This window comes from Thalassolituus alkanivorans, from assembly GCF_020447205.1.
GTDB lineage: Bacteria > Pseudomonadota > Gammaproteobacteria > Pseudomonadales > Oceanobacteraceae > Venatoribacter > Venatoribacter alkanivorans.
This window is the reverse complement of the sequence record NZ_JAJAEL010000039.1, coordinates 282,331-300,054: the sequence shown is the minus strand read 5'-3', so window position 1 is coordinate 300,054 and position 17,724 is coordinate 282,331. Positions and strand designations below refer to the sequence as shown.

Annotated in this window: 16 protein-coding genes; 8 read left to right on the top strand and 8 right to left on the bottom strand. The window is 52.7% G+C overall.

The window, feature by feature from the left end; genetic code table 11:
- Positions 1–120: 120 nt before the first annotated feature.
- Complete coding sequence (locus LGT44_RS16780; RefSeq protein ID WP_230332432.1) at positions 121–1,167, top strand: PNPOx family protein; 1,047 nt, start codon at positions 121–123, stop codon at positions 1,165–1,167.
- An 82-nt stretch (positions 1,168–1,249) separates the two neighbouring features.
- Here LGT44_RS16780 and LGT44_RS16775 read toward each other — a convergent pair whose 3' ends face one another.
- The gene (locus tag LGT44_RS16775) at positions 1,250–1,690 is read right to left on the bottom strand and encodes a hypothetical protein (RefSeq protein WP_230332431.1); all 441 of its coding nucleotides are present in this window, start codon (positions 1,688–1,690) and stop codon (positions 1,250–1,252) included.
- Positions 1,691–2,421: 731 nt separating this feature from the next.
- On the opposite strand from LGT44_RS16775, the gene LGT44_RS16770 reads away from it, so the two are divergent.
- Both LGT44_RS16770 and LGT44_RS16765 read left to right on the top strand, forming a co-directional pair.
- Complete coding sequence (locus LGT44_RS16770; RefSeq protein ID WP_230332430.1) at positions 2,422–3,021, top strand: hypothetical protein; 600 nt, start codon at positions 2,422–2,424, stop codon at positions 3,019–3,021.
- 153 nt (positions 3,022–3,174) lie between these two features.
- Complete coding sequence (locus LGT44_RS16765; protein ID WP_230332429.1) at positions 3,175–4,131, top strand: phosphatase PAP2 family protein; 957 nt, start codon at positions 3,175–3,177, stop codon at positions 4,129–4,131.
- Positions 4,132–4,214: 83 nt separating this feature from the next.
- On the opposite strand, the gene LGT44_RS20285 is transcribed toward LGT44_RS16765, so the two are convergent.
- The 3 genes from LGT44_RS20285 to LGT44_RS16755 form a co-directional block, all read right to left on the bottom strand.
- Positions 4,215–4,340, bottom strand: a complete 126-nt coding sequence (locus LGT44_RS20285; RefSeq protein ID WP_408033935.1) for a DUF2474 family protein — start codon at positions 4,338–4,340, stop codon at positions 4,215–4,217.
- Between the two features lie 92 nt (positions 4,341–4,432).
- Entirely contained in the window at positions 4,433–5,440 is a 1,008-nt protein-coding gene (gene cydB, locus LGT44_RS16760) for a cytochrome d ubiquinol oxidase subunit II (protein WP_230332428.1), read from the bottom strand.
- Positions 5,441–5,451: 11 nt separating this feature from the next.
- Complete coding sequence (locus tag LGT44_RS16755) at positions 5,452–6,852, bottom strand: cytochrome ubiquinol oxidase subunit I (protein ID WP_230332427.1); 1,401 nt, start codon at positions 6,850–6,852, stop codon at positions 5,452–5,454.
- A gap of 140 nt (positions 6,853–6,992) precedes the next feature.
- Here LGT44_RS16755 and LGT44_RS16750 point away from each other — a divergent pair, with 140 nt between their 5' ends.
- Positions 6,993–8,405 (top strand): aminotransferase-like domain-containing protein, encoded by a 1,413-nt coding sequence (locus LGT44_RS16750; RefSeq protein WP_230332426.1) that lies wholly within the window; start codon positions 6,993–6,995, stop codon positions 8,403–8,405.
- Between the two features lie 9 nt (positions 8,406–8,414).
- On the opposite strand, the gene LGT44_RS16745 is transcribed toward LGT44_RS16750, so the two are convergent.
- Positions 8,415–8,912 (bottom strand): DUF934 domain-containing protein, encoded by a 498-nt coding sequence (locus LGT44_RS16745; protein ID WP_230332425.1) that lies wholly within the window; start codon positions 8,910–8,912, stop codon positions 8,415–8,417.
- Position 8,913: 1 nt separating this feature from the next.
- Positions 8,914–10,572 (bottom strand): nitrite/sulfite reductase, encoded by a 1,659-nt coding sequence (locus LGT44_RS16740; protein ID WP_230332424.1) that lies wholly within the window; start codon positions 10,570–10,572, stop codon positions 8,914–8,916.
- A 347-nt stretch (positions 10,573–10,919) separates the two neighbouring features.
- On the opposite strand from LGT44_RS16740, the gene LGT44_RS16735 reads away from it, so the two are divergent.
- A complete protein-coding gene (locus tag LGT44_RS16735) occupies positions 10,920–11,132 on the top strand; it encodes a hypothetical protein (RefSeq protein WP_230332423.1) in 213 nt (70 codons plus the stop codon).
- 134 nt (positions 11,133–11,266) lie between these two features.
- On the opposite strand, the gene LGT44_RS16730 is transcribed toward LGT44_RS16735, so the two are convergent.
- Positions 11,267–11,911: a TetR/AcrR family transcriptional regulator gene (locus LGT44_RS16730; protein WP_225692866.1), complete on the bottom strand. Its 645-nt coding sequence runs from the start codon at positions 11,909–11,911 to the stop codon at positions 11,267–11,269.
- Between the two features lie 76 nt (positions 11,912–11,987).
- Positions 11,988–13,571, bottom strand: coding sequence for a bifunctional 3-(3-hydroxy-phenyl)propionate/3-hydroxycinnamic acid hydroxylase (locus LGT44_RS16725; RefSeq protein WP_230332422.1), 1,584 nt, complete (start codon positions 13,569–13,571; stop codon positions 11,988–11,990).
- A 131-nt stretch (positions 13,572–13,702) separates the two neighbouring features.
- Here LGT44_RS16725 and LGT44_RS16720 point away from each other — a divergent pair, with 131 nt between their 5' ends.
- Genes LGT44_RS16720 through LGT44_RS16710 form a run of 3 tightly spaced genes read left to right on the top strand, consistent with a single transcriptional unit; the run spans position 13,703 to position 17,716 of the window.
- Entirely contained in the window at positions 13,703–14,776 is a 1,074-nt protein-coding gene (locus LGT44_RS16720) for a VOC family protein (protein ID WP_222428446.1), read from the top strand.
- 13 nt (positions 14,777–14,789) lie between these two features.
- The gene (locus LGT44_RS16715; protein WP_225692863.1) at positions 14,790–15,752 is read left to right on the top strand and encodes a fumarylacetoacetate hydrolase family protein; all 963 of its coding nucleotides are present in this window, start codon (positions 14,790–14,792) and stop codon (positions 15,750–15,752) included.
- Positions 15,752–17,716, top strand: a complete 1,965-nt coding sequence (locus LGT44_RS16710) for an acyl-CoA synthetase (protein WP_230332421.1) — start codon at positions 15,752–15,754, stop codon at positions 17,714–17,716. Before LGT44_RS16715 ends, LGT44_RS16710 begins: the two co-directional genes overlap by 1 nt.
- Positions 17,717–17,724: the final 8 nt, after the last annotated feature.

Here is a 17,724-nt window from a genome sequence, read left to right as displayed (position 1 = left end):
AAAAGTACCCTGTCTGCAACCAGATTCCATAACTCTGCAACCAGCTGCCTGAGCTGCCACTCGCAAGCGGATTAGGATAAAGAGACCTACGAATAACCCAGAGCTCTGCAGGAGAATTTTATGCAGCACCGCATTCAGAACGAACGGCACTTGCGGCAACTTATTTCTGCACCACCAGCGCTGCTGGAAAAGCGCGTACAGACGCAACTCGATGCTTATTGCTTTGAGGTGATTAACCACGCCCGGGTGATGATAGTCGCCAGCGAAAGCGGTACACCGGCATTACAACCCGTAAGCCTTAGCCACTGCCAGCTGGATGTTACCGCTAACAGCGTGCGCTTCAGCCTGCCCGAAGCGGACGAGCAGCCAGACCTGCAAACGGACAAGCAAGCAGACAGGCAAGCAAATCATGGCCACAGCGGCCAGAACAGCAGCCTGTATTTTCTGATTCCGGGCGTCGGCCATGCCCTGCGGGTCAACGGTCGTCTGAGCCGGCAGTTACCACAGGGACACTGGCAACTTCAGATTAAAAGCGCCTATCTGCACTGCGCGCGCGCTGCTGTGCGCTCCGGTCTGTGGGACAACGAGACAGAACACAGCGCTGCGGTACTGACCGACAGCACCGTGCTAAGCGACCGAAAAGAGTACCTGCAGCAGGCAATGTATCTGTTGCTGAAAACCTGCGACGCCCAGGGCATCACCTCCGTTTCACCACGCGGTGACGAAACCGGTGTCATCCGTATGCTGCCCGATGGACGTTTATTTATGGCGGAGCGGCCGGGCAATAAAGTGGCGCTCAGCCTGCGCAACCTGCTGCAGAACCCGGCACTGGAGTTGCTGTTGCTGATTCCCGGCCAGCCGCAACTGCTGCATATCTGCGGCAGTGCGCAGCTGACAACCGAACCGCAGTTACTCGCCGCCTGTGCCATTGGCGATAAAGTGCCGAAGCTGGGGTTACTGATTGAGCCACAGGCCATCCGCTTTACCAGCGCCAGTGCCCTGAACGACGCCGGCGTATTTAACCCGGAGCACCGGGTAGAGGCCAAACAGCTGACGCCTTTTGCCAAAGCACTATCGGCGCATATGAGCGGCGAGGGATTAATGGGTAAGGCCACCCATCTGGTGGTCGATCAGGTGGTAAAACACGATCTGAAAAATCTGTACTGAAGGCTAAACATAATACGCAGATCAGCTGAAACAGGTGCGGTGGTACTCACCGCTCCTGTCGGCGAACGCAATTGTCAGGTTTTCACTCGCAGGTGGCTGATGATTCATAACCGAGATAATAATAACCATCCCAGGCCTGACCACCCGGCGAATGGGCACTAAACACAATACCTTCGCTTGTCATACAGTACGCCAGCGTAAAATCTGTGGGGTCGAGATCAGCGAAGCCAAGTGCAAAATTATCTGAAGGCTCGCCATCAATCCGATAAAAATAATAACCGGCGCTAAGGTTCACCTGGCGCCGATCATCGCTCAACGCATGGCAGCCATCGGCGGAATTGGTTCGGCCAGTGATAAGTACGGTGCGGTATACCGGTTTCTGATCGAAACTGACCAGTCTGATTTTTTCAGAAACCCCGATATCCGGATTTTTAATTGCCAGACAATTCCCGTGCAACCAACCAATATGCTGTTCAAGCGCGCCCTGCGGTACTGAAGCACAGCCTGCCAGCACGATATACAAACTCATCAGAACAACGGTTTTTATCGGATATGCGGACACCGGTTTCCTCCATGATGCATTTCAGGCGCGCCGGATGACGGCTCCCCCTGCCCGTTAATGGCAGGAGCACCTCACCCACGGGGCTGCTATCAATAATGTGCTCCCTTCTCAGGACCTTAGAACCGGCAAATACATGCGTGGTGAAAAGATCCATAGCCGGGAGATAGCGTTTCACCTGAAGGGTAAAACTACCAGCCCCGCATGAACAGGTTTCTTTATTGATTACCCGATTGCCGACCCGATTGCCGACCCGATTGCCGACCCGATTGCCGACCTATGGCCATAAACGCATCCTGCGACAACCTGTCGCAGCGACAAAATAACCGCCAGGGCATATTCTGACAGCCTGTGTTCGGCAGTGCGCTATGAGGGTGGCAAACTGCCGTCCGCCGGGTTTACAGGAGTGTTTGTGGTGCTGTCGTCTGATCAGAGCGGCGGCTGTCAGTCAGTAACTCCCGGCACAACTTAACGTTTCCACGCTTTGACAGGCGCAGCGTTTCCGGTCTGTACACCCCGTCCGCTGCGCCTGTTTTTTCTTATTCCCTTTTTCTTATCTTTTCCTTTTCCCTGTTTTCTCTCTGTACCCCCACTGCTTTGTCTTCCCACCACCCTGCCCCGCGGTTAGCATGACAGACTCTGAAAAAGCAGACCTGAAAAAGCCCCGTGCAGAATAGCGGGCTAATGGATACCGAATGAGCGATCAAGAAAAGAAAAACACCGGCCACAGCGCCAGCGAATGGCGCCACCTGTACTTTACCGGCATCAGCCGTGTGCCGCCGCAGGACATCAGCCTCAGCAACGAACAGATGCAGGCACTGCTCGGTATGGTGAACGCACCAGCGGCTATCTCCTGCCCGCGTGCCATTGACCCGCAGTATTTGATTAATGAAAAAGGCACCACCCCCTGGCTGGCACTCTATGCCCTGCTCGCCACCCGTGATCCGCAGGCGTTAACCGCCGTTGCCGAAGGCCAGAGCGCTATTCAGGTGCCGGCCGAATTTCTTGCCGGCACTTTTCACAGCCATGTGAACTGGCCTGCGGAAATGCTGGCGCGCTACGACCTGAATCTGGATGGTTTTTACCTGTTTGCCATTCCCTTCCTGCTGCATCGTGATGCACCGGCCGTAACCGATCTGAGTCAGTCGGCCAAATCACCGGACGGCCAGCTGGAGATTTTTAATATTCAGGAATTCCGTGATGAATTTCCGGAACAGTGCCTGCTGGAATTCGGCATGCTGGTGAAGTTTATTCAGACCAAGCGTCCGGATATTGTTGCTGCCCAGCCTTCCTGAGCGGCACCGGCAACCGTACAGGTTCTGGCTTTGGCCTGTACGGAACGGCCAGTTCCTGACAAATCACGGCCGTTTTCTCCCTCCCGGACACTGTCATAAAACAGTAAACTGGCTGCTTCTGATAACAACAAAAACAATAAGCTGTACAGAACCATGATATCCCATGAATTCAAGCCGCGTAGCTGGTCGTATTCCCTGCAGCAGATGCCTGACTCTATGCGCCAGTGGCCACTGGATAAACAGCTGACCCTGCTGTTTCCCGCCGGCATTCTGCTGTTTGCCCTGCTGTTTGGTGATATCCGCCAGTGGCTGCCCGGTGAAAATAAAGCGGCGCTTACCGGTGCCGGTATATTTTTCCTGCTGATTGTTCTTACCCGTCTGGCACTGGCACGCCATACCTTAAGCCCGCGTTATGAATGGCTGCTGCGCGAACTGTGGCCTGTACCGGCTATGCTGCTGGGTTATCTGCTGATGCGGCTGTTACGGCTGGAGCTGGCCATTGATGCCCTGGGCATTGAACTGATGGACCCGCAAATGATTGCCTTTGATACAGCACTGTTCGGTCAGCCGCTGCCGCTGCTGATTCAGCACTGGGTCAGCCCGGCCATGACCCTGCTGATGGAAAGCGCCTACCTGCACTTTTATTACGCCGTACCCATCGGCTCGTTACTGTGGCTGTTTTATTGCCGGGCAGAACACCCAGCGGCGTTTATTCATGTGCGTCAGGGAATTATTTACACCCTGGTTATTGGCTGGTTGCTGTATCTGCTGGTGCCGGTCATCGGCCCCGGTCAGTGGCTGGAAAGCGCGTTCAGTGTCAGCCTTGGTACCCAGGATGGTCTGGTCTATGACGCGGTAAACAGCTTCCGTTATGCCTACGACTGCTTTCCCAGTCTGCATACCGCCGTGCCCTGGGTAACACTGCTGGTCTGCTGGCGCTGGTATTCCTGGCCATTGCGCGTTCTGGTGTTGCTGATGACCCTGAGCATTACCCTGTCTACCCTGTATCTGCGTTACCACTACGGTGCCGACGTGCTCGGCGGCATAGCTCTGGCCGTGATCGTCGCTCAGTTGCGCCTGCCAAAAACAACAACCCGATACGGGCATTAAAAACCTGCTCTGGAGGGTCATATTCAAGACAACATTGCCAACAGAAATGACCGTTTTATCCGGATTTAGTCATCCTGATTTAGTTATCCGGATTCCATTCCGGCCAGGGTCATGACAAAACGTATAACCGTCGCGACCACGAAAAGCGCCCCGACACCGAGGGCCCAATAGATTAAGAGCCACTTCCATTGATGAAGACTTTTTTTCATCCCCTGTTCCTCCGGATTTACGTTTTACAGCAGAGATAAGCGCCCGGTAAATGCTTGCCCCGTTGCAGCCTTTTTCCAGGGCCTGTTAGGGCCTAATGATAACCATCGGTATCAACGACTTTTCCCCGGAATACCCGGTAAGACCAAAAGGTATAAATCAGAATCACAGGAACGATGAGCACAACGCCCACCAGGGTAAACCGGAGACTGGATGCCGGAGCCGCGGCCTGATAGATCGTAATACCGGGCGGAATAATGTTTGGCCAAAGGCTGACACACAGCCCCAGATAACCAAGAAACAGCATGCATACAGCACACATAAAAGCCCGGCACTCATCTTTGGAATGCGCAGCCCCCATCAGCAAAAAAGCAAAAGCAGCAGTAAGAATGGGCAAGGGTGCCAGATACACGATATTTGACAGGTTAAACCATAAATCCCGCACGCTTTCGTTAACCATCGGTGTATAGATACTGATAATAAACATACAGGTCGCTAACAGCAGCGTTAATGGCTTAATAAGTACGCGCATTTTCTTCTGCAAACCGTGCTCTGTTTTAATAACCAGCCAGGTAACTCCCAGCAACCCATAAGCAAACAGCAAACTGAAACCTGTGAACAGACTGAACAGACTCAACCAATCCAGTCCGCCACCGGCAAATTCACCATTTTCAACCTGAAAACCAAGAATCACAGCCCCCACAGCAACACCCTGAGAAAAGGTTGCCATTAAAGAACCAACAAAGAACAATTTATCCCACACCGGACGATGAGACTCTGTGGCTTTAAAACGAAACTCAAAGGCCACACCACGAAGAATCAAACCAAACAACATGAGCAGTATCGGCCCATACAAGGCAGACAAAATCACAGAATAAGCCATCGGAAAAGCCGCCAATAAGCCAGCACCACCCAGCACAAGCCAGGTCTCGTTACCATCCCACACGGGGGCAACCGAGTTCACCATAATATCCCGTTCACGCTTGTCTTTAATAAAAGGAAACAGCAAGCCAATCCCCAGATCAAAGCCATCCAGGATCACATACATCATCAGGCCAAAGCCGATAATAAAAGCCCAAATAGTCGGTAAATCAAAATGCATGACAGGGTCTCCTAAATTTCTACGCCATCTGCGGCGGATAGCGGACGAGCCGGGCGTTTATTCAGGTGCTCGTCATCCTCCAGTGAGTAGTCTTCTGCCGGCCCTTTGGCAATCAGCGCCAACATATAACGCACACCCACACCAAAGACACAGACATACACCACTACAAATGCCAGCAAAGACAGACTCATTGCAGTAACGCTATTGGGCGACCCTGCATCCACGGTGCGCTGCAAACCATATACAACCCAGGGCTGACGACCGGCTTCCGTCACAAACCAACCGGCCAGCATGGCGATCAGACCGGATGGCCCCATGGCAATACAAAAATTCAGGAACCATCTTTTCTCATAGAGTTTGCCTGTTTTACGCAGAATCAACGCAGCAAGCGCCAGCACAATCATCAACATGCCAAGCGCAACCATGATTCGGAAACTAAAAAAAACGACTGGCACATTAGGGCGATCTTGCGGGGCAACGGAAGTTAATGGCGGAATAGAACCATCCATAGAATGGGTCAGAATCAGGCTGGCCAGATTGGGGATTTCTATCGAAAAATCGTTTTGTTCTTTCTCCATATCTGGCCAGGCGAACAGAACAAGCGGCACACCTTCACCGGGCTTAGCTTCATGCCAATGAGCTTCCATTGCGGCCACTTTGATTGGCTGATGCTCTAAGGTATTCAGACCATGCAGATCACCAACCAACACTTGTAATGGCGCAGAAATAAGCAGCATCCACATCGCCATGGATAACATTTTTTTCGCTACGTTAATATGGGAGCCTTTAAGCAAATGCCACGCACCGGAAGCACCGACCAACAACGCCGTCGCCAAAAATGCAGCCAGTCCCATATGCACTAAACGGTAAGGAAAAGAGGGGTTAAATATAATTTCGAACCAGTCCAGCGGCACAACACGCCCATCAACAATGTCGTAACCCTGAGGGGTTTGCATCCAGCTGTTTGATGCCAGAATCCAGGTCATTGAGATCAGGGTGCCGATGGCAACCAGAATAGTGGAGGCAAAATGCAGCCGCTCTCCAACTTTTTTCCAGCCAAACAACATAACCCCCAGGAAGCCAGCCTCAAGGAAGAAAGCCGTCATCACTTCATAGCTGAGTAACGGGCCTGTAATCGCCCCCGCAAAGTTAGAAAACTGGCTCCAGTTGGTACCAAACTGATACGCCATAACAATGCCAGAAACCACCCCCATGGCGAAGTTAACGGCAAAGATCTTCATCCAGAACCGGCACAGAGTTATATAGACCGGCTTTCTGGTATACAGCCATAAGCCTTCTAACACAGCCAGATAACTGGCCAGACCAATCGTTATCGCGGGAAAGATAATGTGGAAAGAGACGGTGAACGCGAACTGTATCCGCGCCAGATCAACAGCACTTAAATCAATCATTGTGTCCTGCCTACCTTCTGCACGGCCAGAAAGCCGAAGCTAAAAATAACAACCGCGTTGAGTGTACGACTAAAAAAAATACAGAACAGGCACAATAAACTAATTTAGAATAGGTACAGTTTGTTGATCAAGGTGTCGCCATGAATCAGTTTAAGTACCTAGAGCTGGAACACTTGTTACGGAAAGATATACAAGCCAATCATTTCTTACCGAGTGGAAAACTTCCTTCCGTCCGGGAAATGTGCCAGAACTTAGGCTTTTCCAAAGCCACTGTATTACACGCCTTACACAGGCTCGAAGCAGAAGGCCTGATCTTTTCCAAGCCAAAATCCGGTTACTTTGTCAAAGCTGAGACACACCATGATCGGCTGCCGCCAAAACGCATTAACCCTCCGGCGGCGCCCAGAGACGTAACGGTTCCGGCTATTTTAAGAGACATCATGGCGCGCAGTGCCGCTTTTGATATTTTGCCAACCGCCGGCACTGCCAACGATGCCGGCCACCTCATCACACTGAACCGGCATTTGAGCAAAGCTTTACGCTCCAGACCGACTCAGAAAGCTCTTTATTACAATGATTCAAGCGGCGACATGCGCTTGAAAGACGCCATTGTGAGTCATTACCGCCATCGCGGTCTGAATCAGGACCCAGCACAGGTTTGCATCACCGGAGGCTGCCAGCATGCGTTATTTATTTCGCTTATGGCGACATGCTCACCGGGCGATACCGTAGCGGTGGAATCACCAGCGTTTTATGGTGTTCTGCAGATCATGGAGCAGCTGAAGCTGAAAATTATCGAGGTTGCCACAGATCCTTCAGAGGGTTTAAGCATTGAGGATTTAGCCGAAAAAATAACCGAATGGCCGATAAAAGCCTGCATAACATCCCCGAATTACGCTACCCCTACCGGGGCCTGCATGCCAGAAAAAGCCCGCCAGAAATTGATCAATCTGGCGATAGAAAAAGATTTTTGCATTATAGAGGATGACATTTACGGCGATCTTTCCTTCCCGCCGTTTACGGCCGAACCGCTAAAAAAATTCGATCCTGACGGGCGGGTTATTCTGTGCAGCTCGTTTTCAAAAAGCTTATCAAGGGATTTAAGGATTGGCTGGGTGTTTGGCGGAAAATGGCACGACAAAATCGCTCAGCTCAAACTGGTCACCCAGTTATCTTCCAGCGAATCCACTCAGCAAGGGCTTGCGACATTTTTGGAAGAGGGACATTACCGCCGCTATCTGGCTCAACAGGTTAATACGCTGAAGCAGCAACAAAGGGAACTGATGACCTTATTGAGTAACCATTGGCATGATGAAATTCGTTACACCCACGCCCAGGGCGGAATTTCTATGTGGGTGGAATTAGACGAAACCATTAACACACAAAACAGTTACAACAAGGTACTGGAGCAAGGTGTGATCATGACACCCGGCTCGCTTTTCTCAGCTTCGGGACAATATAAAAACTTTTTACGTTTAAGTTATATCCATCCCTTAACAGAAAAAAGGCAAGCCGCGGTCAAAAAGCTTTTCAGCGTGCTGCTTGGGCATTAAAGATTAAGTCTATCGACGAACCCGTTTATAAAGCGGGTTAGGTTGCGACACGCTGCTGCTGTAAGTAACGGAAAGTCCTTTGAGGCCTTTCATCGCATCGTACGGGTCTTTGCCTTCTTTAATAGCAAAGCTGTCGAAACCACACTGACGCATCAGGCTCAGCTGATCCCGCAATACATCACCAAACGCCCGTAAATCCCCCTGATAATTTAACCGCTTTCGCAGTAAATACGCCGTTGAGTAGCCACGTCCATCCTTGAAATCTTCGAAGAAAACGCCGATAAACGAGAGCTTATCAATCACGCTCTGTAATTCCATCGGATCATCATTAACACCAATCCAGACTGCTGGCGTTACCTCCTCACCCTGCTCAACACGCGCTAACCAGACTGCCATGGGGAAAACGTCATGGGGATCTGGCGTGTCATGAACGTCTTCTGCAATAACCCAATCGTCTGACTTAATAACAGCAGCATCACCAGAATGAATGCGGATAATATTCTTCATACTAAGCTCCTGCCGGGCCATAAGCGGCCAACTTAAAAGGCTCCAGCCCTATGCGCAAAAAAGTTTCATGGAAGGTTTCGTGATCATTACGATTGGCTAAATATGCATTGGTGATATTTTTTACCACTCCGGGCAACACCTCTTCACTCACCGCCGGACCAATAACCTTACCGATCTGGCTGTCTTTTCCCTGAGCCCCGCCAATGGTGATCTGGTAATAGTCTTTACCGGATTTATTCAATCCTAAAATTCCTATATTTCCGATATGGTGGTGAGCACAGGCGTTTATACAACCCGATAAGTTAATACTGATATCACCGACATCCAGTTGCTCTTCAAGGCTGTAAGCCTCAGCAACTTTCCTGGCGACAGGAAAGGAATGGGCCGTCGCCAGATTGCAGTAGCTTGCTCCGGGACAAACAATCATATCGCTGACTAAACCCACGTTAGGTAACGCCAAGCCCACCTCACATAAACTTGTCCAGACGCTGAACAGGTCTTGTTTCAGGATATCCGGCAATACCAGGTTTTGTTCATGGGCAACCCGAATCACCCCAAAGCCATATAAATCGGCCAAATCGGCAATGCGTTGCATTTGTTCTGCGGTTAGATCACCCGGCGTATTGGTGGGAAATTTGGTAGAAATTGCCACGGAGGCATAACCTTTCACCTTGTGCGGTTTCACACTGCGTGATGCCCAGGAAGCAAATTCGCTATTGCTTGTTAAGTGATGACCATATTGAAGATCAGTATCATCTAACGCTTTATAGAGCGGCGATAAAAACTGAGAAGCTACACGACTCAGCTCATCTTCAGTAAGCGTCGAAAAACTTCCGCGAATCTGTTGCCATTCGGCTTCTGCTTCTTCACGAAAAGCGCTTATGCCCAGTGAATTTACCAGAATTTTAATACGTGCCTTGTACTTGTTATCACGCCGGCCATAGCGGTTGAATACCCGCAGAACCGCTTCGATATATGACAAAACTTCCGACCAGTGCAGATTGTCTTTTACGAGCTGATTAAGAAAAGGCGTACGACCCAACCCTCCGCCAACCATAACCTGAAAGCGCAGCGTTTCTTCTTCATCACGATACAAATACAAACCGATATCGTGCATACGCACCGCTGCCCGGTCTTCCTGACTCGAGCTGACCGCAATTTTGAATTTACGGGGCAGGAACAAAAACTCGGGATTTACGGTAGCCCATTGACGAATAATCTCGGCAAAAATACGCGGGTCATATTCTTCATCGGGGGCAACGCCCGCGTAGGCTTCGGTAGTCACATTACGCACGCAGTTACCCGATGTTTGAATCGCGTGCATATCAATAGACGCCAGATGCGCCAGAATATTTGGCGTATCGGCTAATTCAATCCAGTTAAACTGAATATTCTGACGGGTGGTGAAATGCCCATAACCACGGTCAAACTTATTGGCAATTGCCGCCAGACCGCGCATCTGATCACTGGATAACGCCCCATAGGGAATAGCGACCCGCATCATATAAGCGTGTTTCTGCAAATACAGACCGTTTTGCAAACGCAGCGGCAGAAACTCTTCTTCTGTGAGTTCACCACTGATCCGGCGCGCAACCTGATCGCGAAACTCTTCTACCCGCTCGTTAACCAGCGTCCTGTCATATTCATCGTACCGATACATCCGTATCACTCTCCCCTCTGTCTGTCAGGCGGGGGAAAATATCAATCAGACAGTGTCTCTGACAGGACAAGAAAAAAGAAAAACGATAGGTACAGATGGCAGTAGCCAACCTGCAGGCTAGCGCACAGTCGATCGCAACCGCTTCGCCTGCCGGGCGATATCAATAAGGCAACGTCTCGTCACTACCGGCAAACACAGAGAAAAAAGCGCCGTCAAGCATCATCTGCAATTTGTGCATAAGTTCTTTCTGTCAACCCTGAAGTTTTGCACAGAAGCTGTGGATATTTCTGTGCATATTCTTTTGAGAACTCCCCTGAATGCAGTAAATACGCCAGCCGGTAAAAACCGTGCGTTTTTTACACAGCCAGAAAAAACTAAAAATTTCTTTATTTTTCAAGGCATGGCAAGGGTTGCAGCAGGATCACAAAAAAATCGGCACGGCAAGCACAGAAGTATCAGGCATTCTCCGCCAGGCGGATAAGACGCCCGGCGACATGGGGACAAAGCTGACATTGAATCCACAGATTCTGTGGATAACTAACTGGATAAGTTGGCGATAAGCAGGCCGGAGCCATAGTCCGTGGGGGTTGCTGAAAAGCGTTGGTTTTTTAGACGATTGCGGGCGGTACACACCACCCGTACAAAGAAAAAGGCATAAGGCTGTGCCGGGACCGGCTCAGAGACAACTCTCCTGTTATTCCTCCACCGGTAACGACGGTAAAGCCTTAACCGCCACTAACAGAGCCTGTGGCCGCGCCATGCCCAGAGCCTGCAGCAACATCGCCGCCACAGTGCTGTCATCCCCGTTTTCATAGCGGCCTTCAACAATCGCAATCATCGCGCTGATCACGCCGGAGACCAGCAGGCGGATGGCAAGATCTTCACTGCTGTAATCAAACTGTCCCTGACTGAGGCCCGTGCGCACATCATGGCGCACATAATCGCCCAGTGCCGAACGCATTCCCTCGGCATAGCGTACGATATTGATCAGGGCACTGGCCCATTCGTGGTCCTGTGCTGCACGGCGGATAAACGCACGGATACCGATTGCAACCCGCTCGGCACCATCAGCAACGCCACGGCTGATCAGCGCAACCTCATGAGACAAGGCTTCCGCCTGTGCCAGGCTGACGGCATCCAGCACCTCTTCTTTGGTACGGAAGTAGTTGTATACCGTTCCGTTGGATACCCCTGCTTCCTGCGCCAGTTCGTTCAGTGCCAGTTCCCCGGCACCTTTATGGGCGTAAATCTTCAGCGCCGCATCCAACAATTGCTGGCGTGTACGGGCTTTTTTCTTGTGACCACGGGTCAGTTTTTCATTCTCGGCAGACGAGGTCATGCGGATCGCACCAGTCTCTGAAGGGAACAGAACGCCAGTGTACCACATTGAAACCGTCTCAATATTGAGATGATGGCTACTTTCCAAGCAAGCCAAGCGTTTGCTGCAGCAGCTCCGGAGCACAGCCTGCCGGGCCGGAGCACAGAATAAAGCGATCCGGACGCACCACCGCCAGCGCCGCAGACGCCGGAGCCGATAATGACTGTGCCAGGTCTTCCAGCAGCTCGGTTGTTTCCGGACTCTGATTCTGTACCCCAACCTGCAGAAAGCCACCACCGGCAGCCTGCCAGCGCGACCGTAAAGCGGCGCTCAGCCCTGCCTGCGGGTTGGTATTGAAGCCCACCAGCAGCAACCGTTCTCCCAACACATCATCACTGAGGCGGACCTCCCCGCCACTGCGTACCCATCCCTGTCCCAGCTGGCTGCCCGGAAGCAGATGTTTCAGCCCCTGCCCGGCGCAGAATAACCCCTGACGGAAACGGTTAGCCGGCTTAATCCGTAACTCTTCCAGATGACGACGCAGCGGCGGCAGCAAGCGCGACAGGCGCATCAGACCATGCACCATAAATGCAGAGACTGCATGACGGGTCATTACCAGATGGCCCATAAAGCGGGCGAGGTTGATCATGCTCACCGCATGCGGACGCCGTTCCTGATCATAACTGTCGAGAATCTGCGGCTGCGCCTGGCCACGCAGCACCCAGGCCAGTTTCCAGCCAAGGTTCGCCACGTCACGCAAGCCGGCAACCAACCCCTGACCGACAAAAGGCGGCGTGATATGCGCAGCATCACCGACCAGAAAAACCCGGCCCTTACTGAAACGCTCGCAACAACGGGCATGAAAACAGTACACCGCCGTCCGCTCAATCTGCAGATCGCTGCTGCTGATCCAGGGAGCCATCAGCTCTGCCACTTTGTCCGGGTGCTCCATCTGCTCACGGCTTTCACCACGGCGCAGCATAAACTCCCAGCGCTCACGCCCACCGGGAGCCGGCATATGGGGAACTGATCGTCTGGGATCACAGATAAACTCAACATGGTCGATGGCCTGCTCTGCCCGCTGCCGGGCATCAACAATCAGCCAGTCTTCGCCATAGGTTGTGCCCTGAAAATCCTGACCGATCAGGCTGCGGACAAGGGAGCTGGCGCCATCGGCACCAATCAGATAACGGGCGCGGATTTCTTCCTGCCGGCCAGCGTCATCACTCACCACCACGCTGACAACATCACCCTCATCGCGCAGTGTTACCAGCTCCAGACAGCGGCGCACCGTTACCGACGGCAGAGCCGCCAGCCGTCCGGCCAGCGCCTGCTCCAGTTCCGGCTGATAAAAAGTAACCAGCTTGGGATGACCATCCAGACTGCCGCGGGTATTTGCGGTAGCAAAGCGCCCCATAACCGGACTGTGCATCTGCACCTGCGGAATCGGAATACGGGCAAACGAGTCTTCGCTCAGACCGGCCATCTGCAGAACCCGCAACGCTTCATTATCCAGTGCAATGGCTCTTGGCATCAGCAGTATGTCCGGCGCTTTATCGATCACCAGTGTATTGATGCCATAGCGCCCCAGTAAGGCTGCCAGGGTTGCTCCCACAGGGCCGCAGCCAACAATCAGAACCTCCGTTGTTTCTGCTTCTTTTCCGCCACGTTCTTTGTTCATTTTTATTCTCCGCTAACGGCATCCTGGCGACGCCAACGAATGAGATTAAAACCAATATTGAAATATGTTTCAATATTGGTTTTAATCTCATAACAAAATAACAATGATCGTTCCCAGCAACGGAGTCCGCCATGATTGAACTCTCTACCCAGCAACCCCAACGGCATCCCTCGCCCACCAGCAAAGCCTGCCGGCTGGCCTATCTTGTGTTTGAGCGGCCGGAACCAGAGAAAGCCGAACGCTTCCTGCATGACTTTGGCCTGCAAACGGCCAGCCGCAGTGAAGAAGCCATCTTTCTGCGCGCCGCCGACAATGCCCCTTTCTGCTATTGCATCCGTAAGGCAGCAAAAGCAGGGTTTGCCGGATTCGGCTTTGAAGTCGCGGATATAGCCGCCCTGCAGGCGTTGAGTGAGCTGGACGGAGCATCGGCGATTGAAGAAGCACCTTATCCCGGCGGTGGCCAGCGGGTGTGTCTGCGCGATCCTTCCGGTTTCCGGGTAGAAGCCATCTGTGGCCAGAACAGCGTCGCGCCTCTGCGGCACCGTGCGCCCCTGCAGTTCAATTTCAATAACGAACATGTGCGCGTGAATGATTGCCAGCGTCCGCCGGCCACAGCGCCGGATGTACTGCGTCTCGGCCATCTGGTTCTCGAAGTAGCCGATTTTCAGCAGACCAGCGCCTGGTACACACGCCACTTCGGCCTTATTCCGAGTGATGTTCAGGTTCTGCCCGACGGCTCACCAGCCGTGGTCTTTTTCCGTCTTGATCTGGGAGACACCCCGGCCGATCACCACACGCTGGCGATGGCACAGGGCTTTATGCCGGCATACAGTCACAGTGCTTACGAACTGGTGGATGCCGATGCGGTCGGCATGGGACAGCGCGTCATGCGCGAAAAGAAATGGCAGCACGCCTGGGGAATCGGCCGCCATATTCTCGGCAGCCAGATTTTTGATTACTGGCAAGACCCCTGGGGAGCCAAGCATGAGCATTACTGTGACGGTGATTTATTTACAGCAGAGCGGCCCATGGGCGTGCATCCTGTCAGCCGCAATGCCATGTCACAGTGGGGGCAGGTGATGCCAGTCAGTTTCACCAAGCCCAAAATCACGCTCAGCGCTATCCGTGGATTGCTCAGAAGTCTGCGTTACAGCCCGGACGTTACGATAAAAAAATTAAAAACACTCGCCAGAATCTTTGGCTGACAGGAGCCCTATTATGCCTTTAGCAATTGTCCGATTCCGTCATAACAACCAGATTCGCTGGGGCCTCAGCGCCGATAATCTTATTCATCCGCTGCCCCTGCCCTGCACCACCACCGCCGGGCTGATTGCGCTGGGTTATCAGGCTGTCGCCGATGCCTGCAATAACGCCGGCGAAGCTCTGGCAGACAACAGTGTTGAGTTGCTGTCCCCTATTACCGGAGACGCCAAGGTGCTGTGCCAGGGGGCTAATTATCGCCAGCATATGCTCGATTCCGGTGTTGATCCGGACGCCAAAGCCTTCAACATGTTTTTCACCAAATCGTCTGCGTCGATTACAGCCCCCAGCGGAGAAATTATCCGCCCGCCCCATGTGCAACTGCTGGATTATGAAGTTGAGCTGACACTGGTACTGGCCCGGGAAACCCGCCAGAGCGTGCAGGTAACCACCGATAATCTGCACGAATATATTGCCGGTATCTGCATTGGTAATGATGTGTCCGCACGCGATGTTCAGATTCCGCAAATGCAGTTTCATAAAGGCAAAAGCTACCGTACGTTTTGTCCGCTCGGGCCGGTTTTATGCCTGCTGAACCGGCAGGAAATGAAATACCTGAACGACCTGCAGCTGACCCTCAGCGTTAACGGTAAAGTCCGCCAGCACGACAACAGCGGCAACATGGTATTCCGTCCGGCAGAAACACTGACCGAGTATTCTCAGATCACCGATTTTAATCCGGGCGATGTCATTATGACCGGCACGCCCAGCGGCTGCGCTCTGGCTTTGCCTTCTGCCTTTCTGGTGCGGCTGGCAGCTCTTCTCCCGGAGCAGAAAAAGTGGGAGCTGTTTATGAAAAAGCAACGCGCAAGACCACAGTATCTGCAGGATGGCGATCTGGTCGAAGCCGTTATCCGCAGCACTGACGGCGTAATCGATCTTGGCCGGCAGCAGCACCGGGTTGTGCGGGGAGCCGCCTGATGGAAGGAATTGCAAATTACCGCGATGTACTGGCAGCAGAAGCCATGGCACCCGCGCCATTGCCCACCAGCACTTATCAGCTGCTGCACGATGCCGCCGTAAAATATGCCAGCCAACCGGCACTGTCTTTTTTTCTGCAGACCGACGACCACCATAAACCGGAAGTGTTCAGTTACCAGCAGCTGCTGGAACAGGTGCACCGTACGGCCAATATGTTCCACCATCTCGGAGCCGATAAAGATACGGTCATTGCTTACATACTGCCTAACCTGCCGGAAACGCATTTTGTTATCTGGGGCGGACAGGCCAGCGGAATCGTAGCCGCCATTAACCCGCTGCTCGAAGCGGAGGCGATGGCCGAACTGCTTAATGCTGCCAACGCCAGCATTCTGGTAACCCTGGCCCCTTTTCCGGGAACCGATCTGTGGCCAAAAGTGCAGCAAATACTGCCGCAATTGCCCGCACTTAAGCATTTGCTGCTGATCAATATGGCTGACCATATAAGCGGCCTTAAAGGTCTCGCTGCCCGCCTGCTGCAAAAAAAAGAAGCGCGTTCACAATCCGGCTGGCGCAGTCTGCGGCACGGCTTACCGGCCACACTTCAGCTGCATGATTTCAGGCGTTTATGCCAGACCCAGAACGCCACAGAACTGCTCAGCAAGCGTCGTTTTGACGGTGACGATTATTCTTCTTTTTTCTGTACCGGTGGCACCACCGGCCTGCCGAAAATTGCTATGCGCCGTCATCGCAATGAAGTGGCCAATGTGCATTCGGTTGCACAGTTTATGGGAGCCAATATCGGTCCCGGAAAAAATGTGTTCTGCGGCTTACCGCTGTTTCATGTCAATGCGGTCCTGATTACCGGGCTGTTGCCATTCTCGCGCGGCGCCCATGTGATTCTCGGCACCCCGCAAGGTTACCGTGGCGACGGTGTGGTGAAGCGCTTCTGGGAAATCGTCGCAACACACCGGATTCATTTTTTCAGCGGTGTACCAACCCTGTATGCCAGCCTGCTTGATGTACCCATCGGCAATCATGATATCCGCTCACTGGAGTATGGACTTTGTGGTGCCGCCCCTCTGCCGGTAGAAGTATTCCGCCGTTTCCAGCAATGCACCGGACTGAAAATTCTCGAGGGTTACGGACTGACAGAAGGCACCTGCGTCAGCAGCGTTAACCCGCCTGCAGGTGAACGCCGTCTGGGGTCTGTTGGCCTGCGGGTGCCCGGACAACAGATGAAAGCCGTTGCCGTAGATGAGCAAGGTGCTTACCTGCGCGATTGTTCTCCGGGGGAAAGCGGCGTGCTGGTTATTTCCGGAGCCAATGTTTTTGCCGGCTACCGTATCGACAGCCAGAATAAAGATTTGTGGCTCGACTGCCACGACACACATCGCTGGATGAATACCGGCGATCTTGGGTATCAGGATAATGAAGGGTATTTCTGGCTCACCGGACGCCGGAAAGAATTGATTATCCGTGGTGGTCATAATATCGACCCGGCCATGATCGAAGAGCCTTTACACCGTCACCCCGCTGTTCAGCTGGTTGCCGCCGTCGGCCGTCCGGATGCTCATGCCGGTGAACTGCCTGTCGCCTATGTACAGCTGAAACCGGGCGCGCGGGTCAGTACGGCTGAATTACAGCATTTTGCCGCCACGCATATTTCTGAACGGGCCGCGCAGCCGAAATATATCCGCCTGACCGACGCCATCCCCCTCACCCCGGTCGGCAAAATTTTTAAACCCGCCCTGAAAAAACTCGAAATTCACTCAGCATTAATCGAAGCTCTGGAGCAGGCCGGCATCGCCTGTGCGCAATTACTGGTGGAAGACACCAAACAAAAAGGTATGCAGCTGCTGATTTATCTTGAACAGGACAGTGACCCACAACGCCGGGCCGCTGAAAAAATACTCGGTCGTTTTCCGTTTGTATTTTCTTTTGCCCGGCAAGAAGCAACCGCCTGATACGGCGG

Coding starts and splice junctions, on each gene's coding strand:
- LGT44_RS16745 (WP_230332425.1), bottom strand. CDS start 8,912: ATGAAGAATATTATCCGCATTCATTCTGGTGATGCTGCTGTTATTAAG.
- LGT44_RS16730 (WP_225692866.1), bottom strand. CDS start 11,911: ATGACCTCGTCTGCCGAGAATGAAAAACTGACCCGTGGTCACAAGAAA.
- LGT44_RS16710 (WP_230332421.1), top strand. CDS start 15,752: ATGGAAGGAATTGCAAATTACCGCGATGTACTGGCAGCAGAAGCCATG.
- LGT44_RS16770 (WP_230332430.1), top strand. CDS start 2,422: ATGAGCGATCAAGAAAAGAAAAACACCGGCCACAGCGCCAGCGAATGG.
- LGT44_RS16750 (WP_230332426.1), top strand. CDS start 6,993: ATGAATCAGTTTAAGTACCTAGAGCTGGAACACTTGTTACGGAAAGAT.
- LGT44_RS16755 (WP_230332427.1), bottom strand. CDS start 6,852: ATGATTGATTTAAGTGCTGTTGATCTGGCGCGGATACAGTTCGCGTTC.
- LGT44_RS16765 (WP_230332429.1), top strand. CDS start 3,175: ATGATATCCCATGAATTCAAGCCGCGTAGCTGGTCGTATTCCCTGCAG.
- LGT44_RS16780 (WP_230332432.1), top strand. CDS start 121: ATGCAGCACCGCATTCAGAACGAACGGCACTTGCGGCAACTTATTTCT.
- LGT44_RS16725 (WP_230332422.1), bottom strand. CDS start 13,571: ATGAACAAAGAACGTGGCGGAAAAGAAGCAGAAACAACGGAGGTTCTG.
- LGT44_RS20285 (WP_408033935.1), bottom strand. CDS start 4,340: ATGAAAAAAAGTCTTCATCAATGGAAGTGGCTCTTAATCTATTGGGCC.
- LGT44_RS16720 (WP_222428446.1), top strand. CDS start 13,703: ATGATTGAACTCTCTACCCAGCAACCCCAACGGCATCCCTCGCCCACC.
- cydB (WP_230332428.1), bottom strand. CDS start 5,440: ATGCATTTTGATTTACCGACTATTTGGGCTTTTATTATCGGCTTTGGC.
- LGT44_RS16715 (WP_225692863.1), top strand. CDS start 14,790: ATGCCTTTAGCAATTGTCCGATTCCGTCATAACAACCAGATTCGCTGG.
- LGT44_RS16740 (WP_230332424.1), bottom strand. CDS start 10,572: ATGTATCGGTACGATGAATATGACAGGACGCTGGTTAACGAGCGGGTA.